16 protein-coding genes are annotated in these 18627 nt (G+C 69.1%); 4 read left to right on the top strand and 12 right to left on the bottom strand.

What is annotated here, in order from left to right; translation table 11 throughout:
* Positions 1-272 precede the first annotated feature (272 nt).
* The 5 genes from ACIRGA_RS39345 to ACIRGA_RS39365 are packed head-to-tail and all read right to left on the bottom strand — an operon-like array spanning position 273 to position 6197.
* Positions 273-971, bottom strand: a complete 699-nt coding sequence (locus ACIRGA_RS39345; protein ID WP_400952106.1) for an alpha/beta fold hydrolase — start codon at positions 969-971, stop codon at positions 273-275.
* A gap of 30 nt (positions 972-1001) precedes the next feature.
* Entirely contained in the window at positions 1002-1922 is a 921-nt protein-coding gene (locus tag ACIRGA_RS39350) for an ABC transporter permease (RefSeq protein WP_400952066.1), read from the bottom strand.
* On the bottom strand, positions 1919-2863 hold the full coding sequence (locus tag ACIRGA_RS39355) for an ABC transporter permease (protein WP_400952069.1): 945 nt from the start codon (positions 2861-2863) through the stop codon (positions 1919-1921). Before ACIRGA_RS39355 ends, ACIRGA_RS39350 begins: the two co-directional genes overlap by 4 nt.
* Positions 2860-4440, bottom strand: coding sequence for an ABC transporter substrate-binding protein (locus ACIRGA_RS39360; RefSeq protein WP_400952072.1), 1581 nt, complete (start codon positions 4438-4440; stop codon positions 2860-2862). Before ACIRGA_RS39360 ends, ACIRGA_RS39355 begins: the two co-directional genes overlap by 4 nt.
* A complete protein-coding gene (locus ACIRGA_RS39365; protein WP_400952075.1) occupies positions 4437-6197 on the bottom strand; it encodes a dipeptide ABC transporter ATP-binding protein in 1761 nt (586 codons plus the stop codon). Before ACIRGA_RS39365 ends, ACIRGA_RS39360 begins: the two co-directional genes overlap by 4 nt.
* A gap of 234 nt (positions 6198-6431) precedes the next feature.
* On the opposite strand from ACIRGA_RS39365, the gene ACIRGA_RS39370 reads away from it, so the two are divergent.
* Positions 6432-7418: a methyltransferase dimerization domain-containing protein gene (locus ACIRGA_RS39370; protein ID WP_400952078.1), complete on the top strand. Its 987-nt coding sequence runs from the start codon at positions 6432-6434 to the stop codon at positions 7416-7418.
* Positions 7415-8359, top strand: coding sequence for an alpha/beta hydrolase (locus ACIRGA_RS39375; protein WP_400952080.1), 945 nt, complete (start codon positions 7415-7417; stop codon positions 8357-8359). Before ACIRGA_RS39370 ends, ACIRGA_RS39375 begins: the two co-directional genes overlap by 4 nt.
* A 61-nt stretch (positions 8360-8420) precedes the next feature.
* On the opposite strand, the gene ACIRGA_RS39380 is transcribed toward ACIRGA_RS39375, so the two are convergent.
* Genes ACIRGA_RS39380 through ACIRGA_RS39395 form a run of 4 tightly spaced genes read right to left on the bottom strand, consistent with a single transcriptional unit; the run spans position 8421 to position 13354 of the window.
* Positions 8421-9008: a TetR/AcrR family transcriptional regulator gene (locus ACIRGA_RS39380; RefSeq protein ID WP_400952083.1), complete on the bottom strand. Its 588-nt coding sequence runs from the start codon at positions 9006-9008 to the stop codon at positions 8421-8423.
* Positions 9009-9049: 41 nt separating this feature from the next.
* Positions 9050-10684: an amidohydrolase gene (locus tag ACIRGA_RS39385; protein WP_400952085.1), complete on the bottom strand. Its 1635-nt coding sequence runs from the start codon at positions 10682-10684 to the stop codon at positions 9050-9052.
* A 3-nt stretch (positions 10685-10687) separates the two neighbouring features.
* Positions 10688-11479: a molybdenum cofactor biosynthesis F family protein gene (locus tag ACIRGA_RS39390; RefSeq protein WP_400952088.1), complete on the bottom strand. Its 792-nt coding sequence runs from the start codon at positions 11477-11479 to the stop codon at positions 10688-10690.
* Between the two features lie 9 nt (positions 11480-11488).
* On the bottom strand, positions 11489-13354 hold the full coding sequence (locus ACIRGA_RS39395) for a primary-amine oxidase (RefSeq protein WP_400952092.1): 1866 nt from the start codon (positions 13352-13354) through the stop codon (positions 11489-11491).
* Between the two features lie 114 nt (positions 13355-13468).
* Here ACIRGA_RS39395 and ACIRGA_RS39400 point away from each other — a divergent pair, with 114 nt between their 5' ends.
* Entirely contained in the window at positions 13469-14188 is a 720-nt protein-coding gene (locus ACIRGA_RS39400) for an SDR family NAD(P)-dependent oxidoreductase (protein ID WP_400952094.1), read from the top strand.
* Between the two features lie 14 nt (positions 14189-14202).
* A complete protein-coding gene (locus ACIRGA_RS39405) occupies positions 14203-15000 on the top strand; it encodes an SDR family NAD(P)-dependent oxidoreductase (protein WP_400952097.1) in 798 nt (265 codons plus the stop codon).
* 233 nt (positions 15001-15233) lie between these two features.
* On the opposite strand, the gene ACIRGA_RS39410 is transcribed toward ACIRGA_RS39405, so the two are convergent.
* Genes ACIRGA_RS39410 through ACIRGA_RS39420 form a run of 3 tightly spaced genes read right to left on the bottom strand, consistent with a single transcriptional unit; the run spans position 15234 to position 18476 of the window.
* The gene (locus tag ACIRGA_RS39410; RefSeq protein WP_400952099.1) at positions 15234-15929 is read right to left on the bottom strand and encodes an ABC transporter ATP-binding protein; all 696 of its coding nucleotides are present in this window, start codon (positions 15927-15929) and stop codon (positions 15234-15236) included.
* Positions 15926-17629, bottom strand: a complete 1704-nt coding sequence (locus ACIRGA_RS39415; RefSeq protein ID WP_400952101.1) for an ATP-binding cassette domain-containing protein — start codon at positions 17627-17629, stop codon at positions 15926-15928. Before ACIRGA_RS39415 ends, ACIRGA_RS39410 begins: the two co-directional genes overlap by 4 nt.
* Positions 17616-18476 carry a branched-chain amino acid ABC transporter permease gene (locus ACIRGA_RS39420; RefSeq protein WP_400952104.1) on the bottom strand — a complete coding sequence of 287 codons (861 nt, stop codon included), beginning with the start codon at positions 18474-18476 and terminating at the stop codon, positions 17616-17618. Before ACIRGA_RS39420 ends, ACIRGA_RS39415 begins: the two co-directional genes overlap by 14 nt.
* Positions 18477-18627 lie beyond the last annotated feature (151 nt).

The raw sequence follows: 18627 nt of genomic DNA on the forward strand, positions 1-18627 counted from the left end.
GAAGGCTCCTTTCACCGCATTAGACGCGGCGAAGGGAGCCTTCATCCCATCATCGGGCCGCCCGAGAACACGCCACGTTTGACCTTCGGCTCAAAATAGAACACCACTTGCCACTCGCGACCCCACGGAAAACCGGTCATGTGAGCATCAAACGACCATTAGGGCGTCAGCAAACGTCCTGTGTGGACACTCAGGTCCACCAGGGTGCCGCTGGTGCCGCACGCCGAAGGCCACCTTGCTCGCGGTCTCACCGCGATACCACTCACGATGCTTTAGCCCAGAAACTCCAGCACGGCAGCCTTGAACTCCGGGCTCCGCAAAGCCCCGCCGTGATCCCCGGGCACCCGCACCAGCGAGGATCCCGGCACCAGTTCCACCAGCGTCTCGATGCCCTGGCTCACCGGATCCTCCACGCCCGCGACGAACCGGGTCGGTACGGCGACGGCACCGGCAACCGGCGCGAAAGGCTCCGCGCGCAGATCCTCGATGCACCGCGCGAGCGCGGCGGGATTCCGCCCCGGCGCGGTGATCATATGCGCGATCATGCCGGTCAGCGGATCCGACGGAGCCTTGCCGCCACCGGCGAACGCGAGCGCGGCCGGGACGTCGACGGCGCCGAACGGTTCGAACGGGCTCACCCCCGCGAGCACCAGCCGCCGGACGGGAGCCTGGGCGGGAAGCTCCCACGCCAGTCGCGCGCCCAGTGAGTACCCGACAACGTCCACTTCGGACAGATCGGTGACGAGCCGCGACAGTTCGGCGGTGATCGCGGCCGCGCCCAAGGAACCCGCGGGGGCCGGGCTGGAGCCATGCGCGGGAAGGTCCGGTATCACCACCTCGCGGCCCGCGGCGGTGAGCGCGGCAGGCCACCCGGTGGTGATCCAGTCGGTGTGGCCGTCGGAGGCGAATCCGTGCACCAGGAGTACAGGCGGTCCCGAGACGGTTTCGGGAGCGAATCGGCGCACGGCCAAGGAAGTAGTGGCAGACAACGGGATCCTTTCTCAGCTGCCGGAGGGGCGGCGGGTGCGCAGGCGCAGCATCTCGCTCAGCGTCCGCGCGCGGGCGTCGACGGCGATCCGCAGTGACGAGCCGATGAGGTTCAGCAGGAAGACGCACACCATGATCGTCACGCCGGGCACGATCACCAGCCAGGGCGCCTGCACCAGGTACGACCGGCCTTCGGCGATCATGTTGCCCCAGGTCGGGGTCGGGGGAGCGATACCGAGACCGAGGAAGCTCATCGCCCCGTCCACCAGCATCGCCGCCGCGGACAGGATCACCACCTGCACCAGCGCGAGAGGCAGCACGTTCGGGAACACGTGCACGACGAGGATCTTCCAGCGGCTCATCCCCGAGACGCGCGCCGCGCCGATGTAGGCGCGGCCGGCGATGCCGAGCACCCGGCTGCGGATGACGCGGGCGGTGAACGGTGTGAAGATCACCGTCAGCGCGATCAGTTCGGTCCAGATGCTCGCGCCGAGCGAGATCGCCAGCGCCATCGCGAGAATGATCGCCGGGAACGACATCCAGGCGTCCATCACCCGCATCAGCACCGCGTCGGCCGCGCGGAAGAAGCCGCTGATCAGCCCGATCACCAGGCCGGTGAAGGCCGCGCACAGGGTGATCAGCGCGGACAGTCCGAGCGACGCACGCCCGCCGGACACCAGCCGGGCGAGCACGTCACGGCCGAACGAGTCGGTGCCGAGCGGATGCCCGGCCGACGGCGGCAGCAGCCGGTTCACCGGGTCGGTCGCGCTGACGCTCGGCAGGAAGAACGGCAGCACGATCACGGCCAGGACGATCACCGCCAGGATCGCCGTGCTGATCACCAGCATCCGGTTACGCCGGAACACCCGGGCCGCGCGGCCGGACGACGGCTTTTCGCGCACCGGCGACGTCTTCTCCACGAGAGCCACGCTCACGAGACACGCACCTTCGGGTCGAGCAGCGCGTACGACAGGTCCACCAGCAGGTTGACCAGCACGAACAGCACCGCGACGAACAGCGTCACACCCTGGATCAGCGGGAAGTCGCGGGTGGACACCGCGCCCATCAGCAAATGGCCCAGCCCCGGCACGACGAAGATGGACTCGATGATCACGATCCCGCCGACCAGCATGGCGAAATTGCTGCCCAGCTGGGTGATCAGCGGCATCAGGGCGTTCGGCAGGACATGTTTGGTCATGACCTGCCGTTCGGACAGCCCCTTGACCCGCGCGGTGCGCAGATACGCGAACGGCAGCTCACCGAGCAGGCTTTCGCGCAGGGTGAGCACGAACAACGCGGTCTGCCCGATGACGAGCACGGTCAGCGGCAGCACCAGTGCCGGCACCGCCGTCGCGGGATCGGTGAACAGGTTCTCGTAGCCGCTGGAGGGGAACCAGCGCAGCGTCACCGAGAACACCAGCACGAGCATCAGCGAGATCCAGAAGTCCGGCATCGCCATCCCGAGCGCGGACAATCGGTCCAGTGCCCGCGCCACCGGATTGCGCGGCGACACCGCCTGCCACGAGGTGATCGCGACGGAGAGGAAGAAGCTGATCACCGTCGACAACACGGCGAGGGTCAGCGTCGGGAGGATATGGTCGGCGACCACGCCGAGCACCGGCGCGTGATAGGTGATCGACGTGCCGAAGTCGCCCTGCAGCACGTTCCCGGCCCAGCTGAAGTACTGCTCCCAGAGCGTCCCGTTCAGTCCCATGCTCTCCCGCAACGCGTCCACATCGGACGGTCGTGCGGTCGGGCCGAGGATGGCCTGCGCCGGGTCGCCGGGAATGAGCCGGATGACGAAGAACATCATCGTCCCGACGATCACCAGGATGATCACCAGATCGCGCAGCCTGCGCAGCAGCAGACCGGTCATGACGCCAGCCAGGTGTTCCAGAAGACGCGGTAGAAGTCGCCGTAGCCCTTGAGCTTGGGGGAGTAGGCCGCGTACAGCTTGGACTGGCTCAGGGTGATCACCGAAAGCTGCTTCCAGGTGAACGCCTGCAGCTTGTCCACCACCGCCTTCGCCTGCTCAGGGGTGGTCGAGGCGTTGAACTCCGCCATGAGCCCGTCCAGTTCGGGCGAGGCAGAGCCGTTCAGCGTGCCCAGGGTGAGCGCGGGCATCTGCGCGGGCGAGGTCAGCGCCGAGTCGAAGAACAGCGTGGTGATGTCCCAGCCGCCCGGTTCCTTGGTCAGCGTGCCGAGCATGGTGGCGAAGTCGAAGGTGTCGATCTTGGTGTTGATGCCGATCTTCGACAGGCTGTCCTGGATCAGCACGGCCCATTTGCCGAACTCCGGGTACGAGTTCGTGGTGACGATGCGGATCGTCGCGCCGGCGGTGATGCCCGCCGCGGCCAGCAGTTGCTTGGCCTTCTCCGGATCGTGCGCCTTGTAGACCTCTTCACCCGCGGTGGAATAGAACTGCTTGTTGTCCGGCGAGGCGAAGGCACCGGTCTCGACGGTGAGGTCCTTGCTGCCGCCCGTGGCCGCGTTGAGCGCGGGCTTGTCCAGCAACAGGTTCAGCGCTTCACGGGCGCGGGGGTCGGCGAACTTCGAACCGGTGTTGAAGTTCGGGATCACCACGTTGTCGTTGCCGCCCGGCAGATTGTGCACGACCACGGCCGGGTTGTTGCGCAGCGGCTCGTACTGGTCGTTCGTGGGCATGATGTGGTCCCACTGTCCGGTCTGCAGGCCGTTGATCAGCGCGTCCTGGTCGGAGACCACCTTGTAGGTCACGGTGTCCAGGTACGCGTGCTTGGCACCCGCCTGCCCGCCCCAGTCCTCTTCGGACCGTGACTTGTAGCCGGTGTACCGCTCCAGCACCAGTTCACGGCCGATGTCCCAGCTCTTCAGCTTGTACGGACCGGTCCCGATCGCCTTGTCCTGGGCGAACCCGGTCGGCGCGACACCGGTGAGGTTCTTCGCCTCGTAGATCTCCGTGCCCGCGCCGGCGAGTTCGTTGATCAGCGGGTAGCGCGGCTGCTTGAGCTTGATGGTCACCGTCGCCGGATCGGCGGGCGTGATCGCCTCGATGTCCGGCGTGACCAGCTGGCCGGTACGGTGCACCTGCTGCCACCGCTTCAGGCTCGCCACGACGTCTTCCGACGTCAGCGGGTTGCCGTCGTGGAAGGTGACACCCTGGCGGAGCTTGAAGGTGTAGGTGAGCCTGTCCGGGCTGGTGGTGTAGTCCTCGACCAGCATGGGGCGGGCGGTGAAGCCGCGGTCCACTTCGAACAGTTTCTCGTACATCATGTTGCCGATGTGGGCGGTCACCTGGCCGGGATTCGCGACCATGTCGAGAGACTGCGGATCGGTGGGCACGGCGACGTTGAGATTGCCGCCCGGCTTCGGGGGCCCGTCGGCGGCCCCACCGCCGGCCTGCCCTCCCATGCACGAGCTGAGCAGCAGGACGGTCGCCAGGCCGAGCGCGGCCTTGGTCAGGGTTCGTCTCATGGGTTCCGCACTCCAGTGTGGGGGTGGGCGGGCAGTTCGGGATTCGCCGCGAGGAGACGGCGGGTGTACTCGTGCCGGGCGTGCAGCCGGATCTCGTCCGGTTCGCCGATCTCGATCAGTTCGCCCCGGTACATCACGCCGACGCGATCGGCGACCGAGAGCACCAGGCTGAGGTTGTGCGTGATGAACAGGAAGCTGAGCGCACGGGTGCGCCGCAGGTCAAGGAGCAGGTTCATCACCTGGCCCTGCACCGAGACGTCGAGCGCGGAGGTCGGCTCGTCGGCGACGATGAGGTCGGGTTCGGCCGCGATCGCGCGCGCGATCGAGACGCGCTGCCTCTGTCCGCCGGAGAGCTGCGAGGGCAGCTTCTTCGCGGTGTCGGAGGGAAGACCGACCTCGTCGATCAGTTCGGTGACACGACGGTCGAGTTCGGCGCCGCGGAGGCCGGTGAGTTCCCGCAGCGGCTCGGCGATGATCCGGGCGGCGGTGTGCCGCGGATCGAGCGAGCTCTGCGGGTCCTGGAAGATCAGCTGTGCGCGGCGGCGGAACGCGCGCTCGTCACCGTCGAGGCCGGACGGCGTGCACCGGTGCTCGCCGAAGGTGATGGTGCCTTCGGTGGGGGTTTCCAGCGCGCTCACCAGCCGGCCGAGGGTGGTCTTGCCCGAACCGGATTCCCCGACCAGGCCGAAGAATTCGCCGGGCGCGATCTCCAGCGAGACGTCCTTGACCGCGTGCACCTCGGGTTCGCGGCTCAGCGAGAACCGGCCACGTCGTCCGTACACTTTGGACACCGAGTCGATGACGAGCGCGGTGCCGTCCCCGGTGTCCGCGGTCTTCGTGCGGCTCAACGACCTGGTTTCGGTCGCGACCGCCGATTCGCCGTTCATCGCGGCTTCGAGCAGTGCCTCGGAGATGGTGGGGAAGCCGTCGCGCCTGCTGACCCCGAGTTGCGGAACGCAGTCGAGCAACGCCTTGGTGTAGGGATGCTTCGGCGCGTGCAGAATGTCCTCTGTGGACCCGAGCTCGACCAGTTCGCCGCGGTACATCACCGCGATCCGGTCCGCCACCTGCGCGGCCACGCCCATGTCGTGCGTGATGAAGACGCACGCGGTGCCGTGGTCGCGGCGGACGCGATCGAACAGGGTGAGGATCTCCGCTTGCGTGGTCACGTCCAGTGCCGTGGTCGGCTCGTCGGCGATCAGCAGGCTCGGATCGGCCATCAGGGCCAGCGCGATCATCACGCGCTGCTGCATCCCGCCCGACATCTGGTGCGGGTACAGGGAAAGCACCCGGTCGGTGTCGGTGAGGCCGACCTCCTTCAACAGGCCGCGGGCCTTCGCCTCAGCCTCGCGGTGCAACGGCGTGCCCTTGCGCGCGGCTTGGCGCGGCAGGGAGCCGGGCTTCCGGTAGGCCTCGATCAGCTGCTTGCCGACCCGTTGGCTCGGGTTCAGTGAGTCCAGCGCCTCCTGGAAGATCATGCCGATCCGCGGGCCGCGGTACGCGCGCATCTCGTCGGCGGAAAGCCGCGTGAGGTCGACGCCGTCGACGCTGATCTCGCCGCGGGTGAACACCGGCGCGACGAACTCCAGTAACCGGATGATCGACAAGGCCGTCACCGTTTTACCGCTGCCGGATTCGCCGACCACGCAGAGTGTCCGGCCTTGTTCGAGGTCGAACGAGAGTTCGCGCACGAGTTCGCGTTCGGTTTCGTCGGCGATGACGCCGACGGTGAGTTCTCGTAATTCGAGCAGGGTCATGAATCCCCTTTCCCGAGCCCGCCCGGAGCGGACCGCACTGCCGGGGAACGGACCTCCGGCGGGGGTAGTTCTACGCATGTTGACACTGGGGGAGTGCGCTGTCAATGGGTATATTCTACGAATGTAGGAAGTTGATATCCGGCAAGTTTTCCCTGGCAGTGGGCGAAAACTTGCACTGGATTCTTTTGTCTACGCCTGTAGACTCTCGGCGGAAACGAGCTAAGGAGGGCACCCGTGAGCGGGTCGACCAAGACTGCCGGTCCCGAGCGGATCGTGGACATCGCCGTGGGGTACATGGCGGCCAAGCAACTTTTCGCGGCGAGCCGGATCGGCCTGTTCACCGCACTCGCCGACGGCCCGCTGACGGCCGCGGAACTGGCGGGGAAGACCGGCAAACCGGAGAAGATCACCCGCATCCTCGGTGACGCCATGTCATCACTCGGGCTGCTGTCCCGTGTGGACGGACGGTACGAACTGGCCGCCGACGCCGCGGCGTACCTCGGCGGCGGAGACCTCGATCTGGCGCCGTTCCTGACGTTCCTGGACACGATCAGCTACCCGCATTGGCTGCAGTTCGGCCACACTGCCGACAGTGGCGAGCCGGGCAAGCTGGAGATGGACGACGCGCGCTGGGGCACGTTCATGGCCGGTGTCATGACGTATAACGCCCTGCACGCCAAGATGCTGGCCGGCGCGTACGACTTCGGCTCGCATCGAAAGGCTCTGGACCTCGGCGGGCTCTCCAGCGCGTTCGCCGTCGAAGCCATGAAGACCAACGACGCACTGCACACCACGTTCGTCTTCGACCCCGGTTTCACCGAGTCGGTCACCACCGCGGCGGCCGAAGCGGGCCTGGCGGACCGCGCGACCGTCATCGGAGCGGAGACGCCCACCGCGCGGCCCGAAGGCGAGTTCGACCTGGTGATGGTCAACCACGTCGTCCACCGGTTCGACGCCGAGCAGAACGCTGAGATCCTGCGCAACGCCCGTGCCGCCGCCGCGACGGGGGCGACGTTGCTCTTGCTCGACTTCTTCCTCGACGACGACGCGGTCCAGCGGCCGATCGACGCGCTGCACGCGGGGGAGTACCTGGTGATCGACGGGACCGTCGTCTATCCGGAGGCGGAGGTCCGGGAGTGGCTGAGCGCGGCGGGCTGGCGGGTCACCGACCGGCTCGCGCTGCCGGGCAGCCCGCGGGTGCTCGTCGCGGAAGCGGTGTGACCGTGACCCTCGATCCCGCGGTCAAGGAACTGCTGGCCCGCAGCGCGCAGCCGGAAGCTCCGGCCACCCCGCTGACCGCTCCGGAGCTGCGAGCCGTTTTCGCCGCTTCGTGGCGACGTCCCGATTCGGTCGAAGAGGTCGCTTCGGTCACCGATCACGTCCTGCCTTCCGGGGTGCGGGTGCGGATCTATCTGCCCGAGGCCACGGCGCCGGTGCCCGCGTTCGTCTGGATCCACGGCGGTGGGTGGACGATCGGCTCGATCGACGAGAACGAGGTCGCGTCGCGGGCGGTGTGCAACGCGGCCGGGGTCGCCGTCGTCGCGGTCGACTACCGGCTCGCGCCCGAGCATCCGTACCCGGCGGCCCCGGACGACTGCTACGCCGTCGTCGAGTGGCTCGCCGCGGGCGGTGCGGGCCCCTCGGTGGACGGGGAACGGATCGCCGTCGGAGGCGAGAGCGCGGGTGGCAATCTGTCGACGGTGGTCTCGATGATGTCCCGTGACCGGGGCGGTCCGCCGGTGGCCGCGCAGGTGCTGATCTGCCCGGTCTACGGTCACCCGGACGACGGTTTCCGGTCCTATGTGGACTTCGCCGAGGGCTTCGGGATGACCGCCGGGGCGATGCGGTTCTTCTTCGAGCAGTACGTGTCGGATCCGGCGCACCTGAACGATCCGTATCTGCTGCCGCTGCGCGCCGACGACCTGACCAGGCTGCCGCCGGCACTGGTGCTCACAGCCGAGTACGACGTCCTGCGGGATGAAGGGGAGGAGTTCGCGCGGCGCCTGACCGACGCCGGGACTCAGGTGGAGATGACGCGGTACTCGGGGCAGATCCATGGGTTCTACGGTCTCTACACGGATCTTCCCGCCTCGCCACGGTCGCACCGGCACGTGGCGAGCTTCCTGACCCGGGTCTTCGACCCCCCGCGTTCAGTCCTCTGAATGCGGTAGTCGGCGCCACGTACTACCGCATTCAGAGGACGAAATGCGGTAGTACGTGGCGTCAGGGGCGCGTGAGGCGTTCGAAGAAGGACTCCAGGTGCTGCCGCTGGAGGGCGATCGTCGAGAACTCCCCGGCGACCAGGCTCATCACGTTCGCCCCGGCGTTGATCAGCACGATCTCGTCGACCAGCTGCTCGTCGGGGGTTTCGGTGACGATGTCGCCGTCCTCCCGGCCCTCGGTGAGATACCGGTGCAGCAGGCCCCGCCACGAGCGGATGTGCTCGAGGTACTTGTCCTGCAGTTTCGGGTTGGTCAGCGAAAGCTGCCAGAAGGTGAGCAGGACGCGCCCCGCGGCGATGCGGTCCTCGTCGATGGGCATCGACGAGACGCACAGCTCGCGGAGCGCGGTCAGCCCGCGCAACTCGTCCAGCTCCACGTACTCGCGCATCATGCCGAGCGCGCGTTCGTAGGTGGCCTGGATGATGTCTTCCTTGCTCGGGAAGTACAGCTTGAGCGCGCCGTTCGCGAAGCCGGCGGCCGCCGCGATCTCGCGCATGGTGGCGGCCTCGATCCCGCCCTGGGTGATCAAATCCCAGGTGACGTCGACGATATGGCTTCGCCGCTCGTCGTGGTCGATGATCTTCGGCATCGGCAGACCTCCCGCACTGGTTCTTCTACCAGTGTAGGAGATCAGTCGCGGTGATACACGCGGTGCCCGGCGAACCACGTTTGTGTCACCTTTGTCTTGACGAGCGCGGACGGATCGGTCCGGAACGGATCGCGGTCCAGTACGACGAAATCCGCCGACTTCCCGGGGACCAGCGAGCCGGTGACGTCGCCCAGCCCCATCGCGCGGGCGGCGGCCAGGGTGAAGACGTCGATCGCCTCGGCCAGGGTGATCGCCTGCTCCGGCCACAGCGCGCCGGGGAACGTGCCGGTCGGATCCTGGCGCGTGACGAGGCCGTGGATGCCCTCCCACGCGTTCGGGGACTCGCTGACCGGCCAATCCGAACCGCCCGCCACCAGCGCACCTTCGTCCAGCAGCGACCGGTTCGGCTGCATCCGGCCCGCCCGCTCGCCGGGCAGCACCTCGGCGATGGCCGCCGGGATGACGCCGGGGACCCACAGGAACGGCGAGATGTCCGCGGCGACACCCAGCGCGGCGAAGCGCGGGAGATCGTCGGGGTGGACGAACTGGCCGTGCGCGACCTGGAAACGCGCGTCGGCGAAGCCTTCGGCACGCACCTTCTCGACGGCGTCGAGCGTCGCGCGCACCGACGCGTCCCCGGTGCAGTGGACCTTGGCCGACAGCCCCGCCGCGGCCGCGGTGCGCAGCCAGCCCACGAGTTCGTCACCCGGCATGGTGGTGGCGCCGTGGTGGCAGGCTCCGTGCGCGGCGTCCGGCAGGTACGGCTCCAGGAAGGCGGCGGTCCGCGTCGGCGGGACCCCGTCGAGGAAGATCTTCACGAAGTCCGGCCGGTGATGCTCGCTCCGGTACTGCCCGGCGACCTCCAGCAACGGTGCCCCGATCGGGTCGAAGCCGAAGATCGGGTCGTTGATCAGCAGCGACGAGACGACCCACGCGTGCAGCTCGCCCGCGTCGTCGAGCGCCTTCAGCGCCCGCAGGATGTCCGCGGAGACCCCTGCGTCCTGGAACGCGGTGACCCCGTACGAGTGCAGGGTGCCGATCCCGTGCCGCGACGCCGCCACGTGCTGCTCCGCGCTGAGTGTCCGTGTCTCGCTGAGCGCCCGCTCGACGGCGACGCCCGCCGCCTCGAGCAGGACGCCGACAGGTTCACCCGTGGAGGGATCGCGGACGATCTCCCCGCCCGCCGGATCGGGCGTCGACGCGGTGACGCCCGCCAGCTCCAAGGCCCGGCTGCTCACCCAGCGGTTGTGCCTGCTGTCGTCCGACAGCATGACCGGGCGCCCGCCGGCGGCCTCGTCGAGCGCGTGCCGGGCCGAAGACCGCGAAAGCGCACCGACCAGGGTGGACGCCCAAGCGCCGCCGACCACCCATTCGTCCGGTCCGAGCCCGGCGGCCCGCGAGCGGACGGCGGCGAGGATGTCGTCCAGGCCCGCGTCGAGGCCGAAGTTCAGCTCGAACAGTGCCGCCCGCCCGGCCAGGGCGTGATGGTTGTGCACGTCGACCAGACCGGGCATCACGAACGCGCCGTCGAGGTCGACGACCTCGGTGCTCGGGCCGCGTTCGATGTCCTCCAGGGACAGCACCTTCCCGTCCTTGATCGCCAGTGACGAGGCCCAGGGCCTACCACCGTCCACTGTGTACACCGTGGCGTTGATGAGGACGATGTCGGCGGTCAAGGCTCAGCTCCCGGCCGGGTCGTACGCCTCGGGGTGCACGGTGGTGCTCAGCAGCTTGCCGTGCGCGCCGAAGGTGAAGTGGGTGGGAGTGCTGCCGGTGGCGTCCAGTCCGAAAAGGACACCGTGCGAGCGCAGCCGCTTCGCGTCCCGGTGGTCGGCGACGGTCACCGAGGCGCACGGGATCACCTTCTCCCGCCAGGCGAAGACGTAGATGCCCGGCCGCAGCTCGTAGACCGAGTTCTCGTCGGTGTCCGCGAGCCCCCGCTCCGGGCCCGCGAGGCACTGCCAGGTGTACCAGTGCGGGCTGAGGTACACGTGCTCGTAGGCGTGCTCGGTGCTGTACATCCACAGCACCCGGCGCCCGACGAGCGACGTGGTCGGGGCGAGCGATTCCCCGGTCGGCTCGATGCCGCCGATCGTGGCGGCCACGAAGGACTGGGTGACGCGGGGCGAGGTGTCGCCGATCTTGCTCAGCACCAGCAGGGCGCGGCCGCGGCGCAGGTCCAGCAGCAGCGTGAACGCCTCGTCCTGCCGGGCCTGCGGGTGGAACTGGACGTAGTAGAGGTCGTCGTCGACCAGGAACGTCTCGCAGCGGTCGGTGCCCGTGCCGTGGTAGGTCCAGTCGATCCGGGTGCCGGAGAAGGCGGCGGTGAACGTGGTGCCGTCTTCGCAGGCGAGCTCGAAGGTGCGGCCGTGCAGGTCGCCGACCGTGGGCGCCTTGTTCGCGTCGAAGCCGGGGGCCAGGCCGTCCAGCGGCAGCCAGGTGGACGTGTCGGACAGGGTCAGTTCGGGCATCGAAAGGTCCTAGTGCTCGTGGGCGGAACAGTGATCGTCAGCGGCGCCGGGCGGCAGGTCCAGCGCCGGGTTGCGGTCCAGGAACCCGTAGGGGCGCAAGGAGAAACCGGAGTAGTCGACCGGCATGACCGGCCAGTCCTCCGGACGAGGGATGTGGGTCGGGCCGAAGACGTGCCACAGCACGAGATCGGTGTCGGTGAGGTCGCGGTCGGCCGCCGTCCAGGCGGGCAACCCCGCGCCGCCGGGATGTGCGTTCGGGCGGTCACCCGCCGGGAAACGCTCCTCCGCGCGGTACGGCGTCGCCCACAGGTGACGGGTGGCGAACGTCGCCCGCTGGTGGACGGTCGATTCCGGCTGCGCCATCAGGGTCGCGGACGGTCGCGGCACGAGTTGGTACGCCGTGGGCTTGCCGAGCCGGTTCGTCCGCTCCGCGCTGCGGATCTCCCAGACGCGCGCCTTGGCCGGATCGGCGAACCGTCGCGCCTCCTGTTCGGTCCGCAGCGGGGTCTCCTTCCAGGTGAACGCGTTCCCGTACGGGTTCTGTTCGCCCATCGGCACACGTTCGACATCGACCTCGACGAGCGAGTTGCGTTCGCCGTCGATCGCCACGTCGAGCCGCGCGCAGAACAGGTGCTGGTGCACCGGCGCGAACAGGCCGGGCGCGATCTCGTTGGCGTGCGGGTGTTCCGAGCCCGTGTGCGCGGCGCCGGCGAACACGATGCCGGTGGCCTTCGCCTCCAGTTCCACGGTGCCGTCGAGGTAGAGGTACCAGAAGAAGCCGTAGTCGTAGTTGCCGATGGTGGAGATCGACGAGATCACCAGCCGCCGCGACCGGCGGACCTCGGCCCGGCCGTCGAGATCCGTGTGCTTCCAGAGGATCCCGTAATCCTCCTCGTGCATGCAGATGGCGCGCGGGATCTCGACCGGGTGGCCGTGGTCGTCGGCGACGAACGCGGGGAAGTAGTGGATGACGCCGAGGCAGTCGCAGCCCAGCCGCAGGTCGTTGCCGTTCTTGCCGAGCAGGTACTCGCCCGCGTCGAAGTAGCTGATCCAGAACCGGCCGGGCGCCGTGTCGCCGTAGGGCACCACCATCTCCGGCACCGAGGCGCGGTGGAGCACCGAGCGGTCCTGGAAGCTGATCTGGTGCAGTGTCAGGCCTTCGCGGGCGTTGAAGCCGACCCGGAGTTTCCAGCCCTCCCAGGTGACCTCATTGCCGTCGACGACGAAGCTCGGACCCTCCGGCTGGGTGATCTCGATCGGCTTGAGCGTGGTGCGGGCCGGGACGTCGCCGTAGCGGCCGTGCTCCGGCGGCACGGGGACGTCGCCCTCGTCTTCGACGCGGATGACTCGTTGCCCGGTCAGGTCGATGTGGACGATCAGGCCTTCGACGGGATGCGCCCAGGGGCTGTCGGAGGCGTCGTCGCGCAGGAAGGTCAGCGACCGGATGACCCGGCCGGTCTCGTCCGGCCTGCCGAAGAACCCGGGCGCCAGGGGAGCGCAGAAGGCGTGCTCGACGCGGTCGGCGAGCCCGCGCCGCTCCATCGCGGCCTGCCATTCCGGCGACGCCTTCGTGATCGACGCGGCGAGGTCGTACTCCTCGAACAGGTACGCGGGCTGGCCCGGGCCACAGTCCTCGTTGGAGACCACTTCGCGTTTCGCCAGCGAGACGACCACGTCGCGAGCCTGGCCGGTCGCGGTGTCCAGCAGCGTGTACTGGACGCGGCGGTCGGGGGCGGCATCGCCCTTCTCCGGCTCCACCGGCAGTACGGCCGGGAACCTGGTGGTGGCGGTGAGCAGGCCTTCGGCGGTCAGGATCGCTCGGCCTGCGGTGAGTTCGTCGGCGGTCAGCGGGTCGAGGGGATGCGGCCTGGTCATGCTTCGCAGTCTTGCCGGTCCAACCCCGGGTGAAAAGGCCGTCATGCGGCTGCGGACAAGAAGGGTGCACTGACGGCCAACCTCCGTGAAAGGTCCGGACCGGAGGATGACGTCATGGGACTGGATCTCGCGGGCAAGGCCGTACTGGTGACCGGCGCGGCGTCCGGTATCGGCCTTGCCTGCGTCCAGGCGTTCCTCGCCGAGGGAGCGCGCGTCGGTGCCCTCGACCGGGTACCCGTGCCGACACTGGCCGACGGTCTCCTGGCGGTCCACGCCGACGTGACCGACGAGCCGTCGGTCGCCGCCGCTGTCGACACCGTGGTGAGCCGCTTCGGCGGGCTCGACGTCGTGGTCGGCTGTGCCGGGATCTCCGGTCCGGTGGGGACACCGGTCACCGAAACCTCGGCGGCGGATTTCGCCGCGCTGATGGCGGTCAACGTCACCGGCCAGTTCCTGCTGGTCAAACACGCCGCGCCCTGGCTCACCGCGTCGAGTGGCTCGGTCGTGCTGCTGGCGAGTGACTCGGCGTTCACGAGTGCGCCCGGCATGGTCCCGTACTGCGCTTCGAAGGGGGCTGTGGTCGCCATGACCAGGGCACTGGCGGTCGACCTCCCCGGCGTCCGGGTGAACTGTGTCTGCCCGTCGGTGGTCGACACCCCGATGGCGCGCGGCGATCTCGGCGACGTGCTCGACGATCCCGCGTTTCCGGTGCAGGCTCCCGAAGAAGTCGCCTGGCAGGTGCTCCACCTCGCGTCCGCGCGTTCGCGGGCGGTCAACGGCCAGGCCGTGCTCGCCGACTTCGGCGTCTCGGCCCGCTCCGGTTTTCCCGCTTAGAAAGGACTCCGCAAGTGAAGAAGGTTGTCGCGATCACGGGTGGCGGTACCGGAATCGGTGCCGCGGTGGCCCGCCGGTACGCCGACGAGGGTGCCCAGGTGGTGGTACTCGGACGGCGGCTCGAGCCGCTGGAGAAGGTGGCCGCCGAAACCGGCGCGCACGTCGTCGCGTGCGACGCCAGCGATCGCGAAGCCGCCGAGAACGCCGTGGCGGAGATCGTCGGCAAGTTCGGCAGGCTGGACGTCGTGGTGGCCAACGCAGGCGGGCACGGGTTGTCCTCGGTGGTCGACACCGGCGACGAGGAATGGGAACTGGCGCTGCGCTCGAACCTGTCCAGCGCGTTCGTGTTCTGCCGGGCCACGCTGCCTTCGCTGATCGAAACCGGCGGTCAGGTGGTCATCGTGTCGTCGCTGGCCGGGCTGTTCGCCGGGCCGAATGTCGCCGGCTACACCGTCGCGAAGCACGCGCTGATCGGGCTGACGCGCTCGATCGCCCGCGACTACGGGCCGAAGGGTGTGCGCGCGAACGCGGTCTGCCCCGGCTGGGTGCGCACGCCGATGGCGGACGGCGAGATGGACCAGTTCGCCGAGGCCGCGGGCTTCGACGGCGGCCACGACGAGGGCTACCGGCGCGTCACCGCCGAGGTCCCGCTGCGCCGCCCCGCCGAACCGGAGGAGATCGCGTCGATCGTGCGGTTCCTGGGGTCTGCGGAGTCGTCGTACATCACCGGCGCCGTGATCGTGGCGGACGGTGGCGCGCACGCGGTGGATCTGCCGACGCTGGCGTTCGAACGGGCGGGGATGGGTTCTTAGCCGTTGCGGCTCAGCCGGCTTACTGACCCGACCGCCGCTCAGGACCTTCAGGCGTGTCGCGAAAGCCACTTTCGCGACGTCTGATGTCCTGAAAGTGGCTTTCGCGACATGGTCGGAGGGTGATGACAGCGGAGGCAGGCTCTTGCCAGTCTGTACGGAGACGTACCTGTCCGTGAAGGCCTCCTTGAGGGACCCAGAGTCCCTCAAGGAGGCCTTCACGGACTTCCGGACGGTCAGGATTCGCCGAGGTACGCCGAGTGCAGGGTGCCGGGGGAGTCCAGCAGGCCGGCCGCGGAGCCCGCGTAGGTGACCCGCCCCGAAGAGACCACCAGCGCATCGCTCGCGACACCGAGCGCGAGGTGCGTGAACTGCTCGACCAGCAGGATCGCCGCGCCCTCCTCGGCGAACCGGGTCACCATCGGCAGCAGCCGGGTGAACACCACGGGCGCGAGGCCCAGCGACATTTCGTCGATCAGCAGGAACGACGGCCGCGCGGCGAAGGCGCGGGCCAGCACCACCATCTGCTGTTCCCCACCGCTGAGCAGCGCGGCCGGGGAGTCGCGGCGTTTCTCCAGTTCGGGGAAGGCCTCGAACAGTTCGTCGGCCCGCGCGCGGGTGCGTGCGGTCAGCATCAGGTTCTCCAGCACCGTCAGGCCGCCGAACACCGCGCGACCCTGCTCGATATGCGCCAGTCCCCGCCGCGCGCGGGCGACCCGCGAGTGTTTCGTGATCTCGTCGGATCCCATGTGGACGGTCCCGGCCGAGGCGGGCACCACACCGGAGACCGCCTCCAGCAGACTGGTCTTCCCGGCACCGTTGGGGCCGACGAGCGCCGTGATCCGTCCGGGCTCCAGCGTCAGGTCGACGTCCCGGATCACCGGGCCCGCGCCGCGGGTGACCGTCAGTCCCGCTATCCGCAAAGCGTTCACAGCATCTCCGTTTCACCCATGTACGCCTTGAGGACGGCGGGATCGGCGAGTACCTCGGCCTGCGGGCCGGAGGCCAGCACACTGCCGAAGTCGAGGACGGTGATCGTGTCGCAGACCGAGCGCACGAGGTCGAGATCGTGCTCGATGAGCAACACCGACACCCCGAACCGCGCGGGAACCTGCCGGAGCCGTTCCCCGAACGCGACGTGCTCTTCGTGCGGAAGACCCGCGGCCGGCTCGTCGAGGAGCAGGACCCGCGGCCGCGCCAGCAGATGCCCGACGACCTCGACCAGCCTGCGCGCGCCGACGTCCACTTGCGACAGTGGAGTGCGGGCGGCGGGGCAGCCGAAGAAGTCCAGGGCGTCGCCGATCTCGTCGGCGGTGAGCCGCCGCCTGGCGAGGAACTTGAGGTACGCCCCGACCGTCAGCCCCGGCGGGACGCGGTCCTGCTGGAACGTCCGGCGCAGCCCGGCACGGGCCCGGTTCGACGGCGATCCGGTCAGCGGGCGGCCACCGAGTTCGACGGCGCCCTCGGCGTTCGGCAGGAATCCGCTGATCGCGTCGACCAGCGTCGACTTGCCCGCGCCGTTCGGCCCGATGACGCCGAGCACGCCGTGTTCCGGCACCGATATGTCCACTGAGGACAGTGCGGCCACATGTCCGAAGTTCACGCTCAGGCCACGAACGGTGAGCACCGGGGGACCAGGCGCTTTGGACTCGATGTTCGCGGTCTCGGCGGCGAGATCGAGTTTCGCGGGTTCCTTCTTGGACCGCCGGTACCAGACCTGCCGCACCGTGGTCCCCAGGTTCCCGCCACTGGCCAATGCCTGGACACCGAGCACGCCGAACACCACGAAACCCCAGTCCTGCGGGATGCCCCAGCGTTTGAGCAGCTCCGGCACCCCGACCCACAGGACCGCGCCGAAAACGGCCATGTCGATCAGATGCGCACCCGACATGATCGCCAGCACGTACAGTGCCAGCGACTGGATCGCGGTGAAACTGGCCGGGAAGGCGATGCCGACCTGCCCGGTGAGCAGGCCGCCGCTGATCCCGCCGAGGGTGGCGCTCACGGCGAACGCGGTCAGCTTCGACGTCCGCACGCTCGTGCCGGCGGCCGCCGTCCCGCGTTCGGAGAACGCCACCGCCTGCCAGGCGCTGCCCCAGCGCCCGCGGCGCAGGAAGTACACGGCGAGGCAGCAGAGCACCAGCACCACGACGGCGAGCTGGAAATACGACCGGTCGTCGGAGAAGGCCTCCGGCCGTTCGACCGAGATCCCGCCGGAGACGCCGGGAAACTGCAGCTGGACGAGCGCGAGGTCCGCCGCCGCGGCGAGCCCCAGCGTGACGACGGCGAGGTTGATCCCGCGCAGCCGCAACGCCGGGAGCCCGACGAGTACCCCGATCACCCCGGCGGCGAGACCGCCGAGCACCAGCCAGGTGAGGAAGCCGCCGGGCGCCTGCGCCTCGTTCAGCGCCGACACCGTCCACGCGCCGACGGCGCCGAAGGTCAGCTGGCACAGGGAGATCATGCCCGCGCTGCCGGTGACCACCCCCAGCCCGAGCAACGAGATCCCGGCGACGACGGCGCTCATGCCGAGGTAGACGAAGTACCCGTCGAGCCCGACGCTCAGGCCGTACCCGGCCGCGATCGCCACGATGGCGACCACGAACGGGATCCCGCGTTCAGCGAGCCGCATCCCACACCTCCTTGCGCTGCGACCAGAGCAGCAGCGCGACGATCACTGCGAACGGCAGGAAGTACCGCACCACCGAAAGGCCGTCGACCTGTGCGGCCGCGCCCTGGATCAGGCCGAGGCCCAGCCCGCCCGCGACCGCGAGGTCGAGACGGCGGAAGCCTCCGAGCAGGGCCGCCGCGGCCGCGGGGACCACCAGCATCGCCAGCGAGGTCGCGTCGTTGGACTGTGACGGCGCCACGATCGAGATGACCAGCGTGCTGACCACGCCGGTGACCGCCCAGACCGCGACGCTGAGCCGTTTCGCCGGGATGCCCAGCAGTTCCGCCGTCGTCGGGCGTTCCGACAGCGCCCTGAGCTGGACTCCCGCCGGTGTCCGGCTCAGCACGATCCGGCTGGCCACCGCCACCAGGACGGCCAGCGCGACGGTGACCACGGTGACCTGGCTGATCACCACACCGCCGACGGTGACCGCCGGACCGTCGAGGATCGGATGGAACGGCTGCGGTTTGTTGCCGAACAGGATGAACGACAACGAGATCAGCAGGAGCAGCACCGCCACCGTGACCGCCGAGCGGGTACCGGTGTCCGCTTCGGCGAGCCAGGTGGACACGATCCAGCCGAGCAGCGCGCTGAGCAGCCCGCCGAGCACGATCCCCGCGACGGTGGCGAGCCACGTCGGCAGTCCGAGATGGACGGACAGGAACACCGCCACGTAACAGCCGAACATCCCGGTGGCGGACTGGGCGAAGTTCACCACCCGCACCAGGCGCGACATCAGCGTCAGGCACACCGCCAACACCGCGTACAGCCCGCCGGCGGCCAAGCCTGCCAGCGCTCCCTGCAGCATTGTTTCCTCCTGTGTGATGGGAAGGGCGAGTGGCCGTCCGGTCCGGGTGGTGGGGGGGGGGGGGGGGGGGGGGGGGGTTGTAGAAACTAACACAAACAAACACACCACACCAAACCCACCGCCCCCCAAGAAGCAGAGGTATATATGCAAC

Origin of the sequence: Amycolatopsis sp. NPDC102389 (assembly GCF_044765885.1) — a bacterium.
Lineage (GTDB): Bacteria > Actinomycetota > Actinomycetes > Mycobacteriales > Pseudonocardiaceae > Amycolatopsis.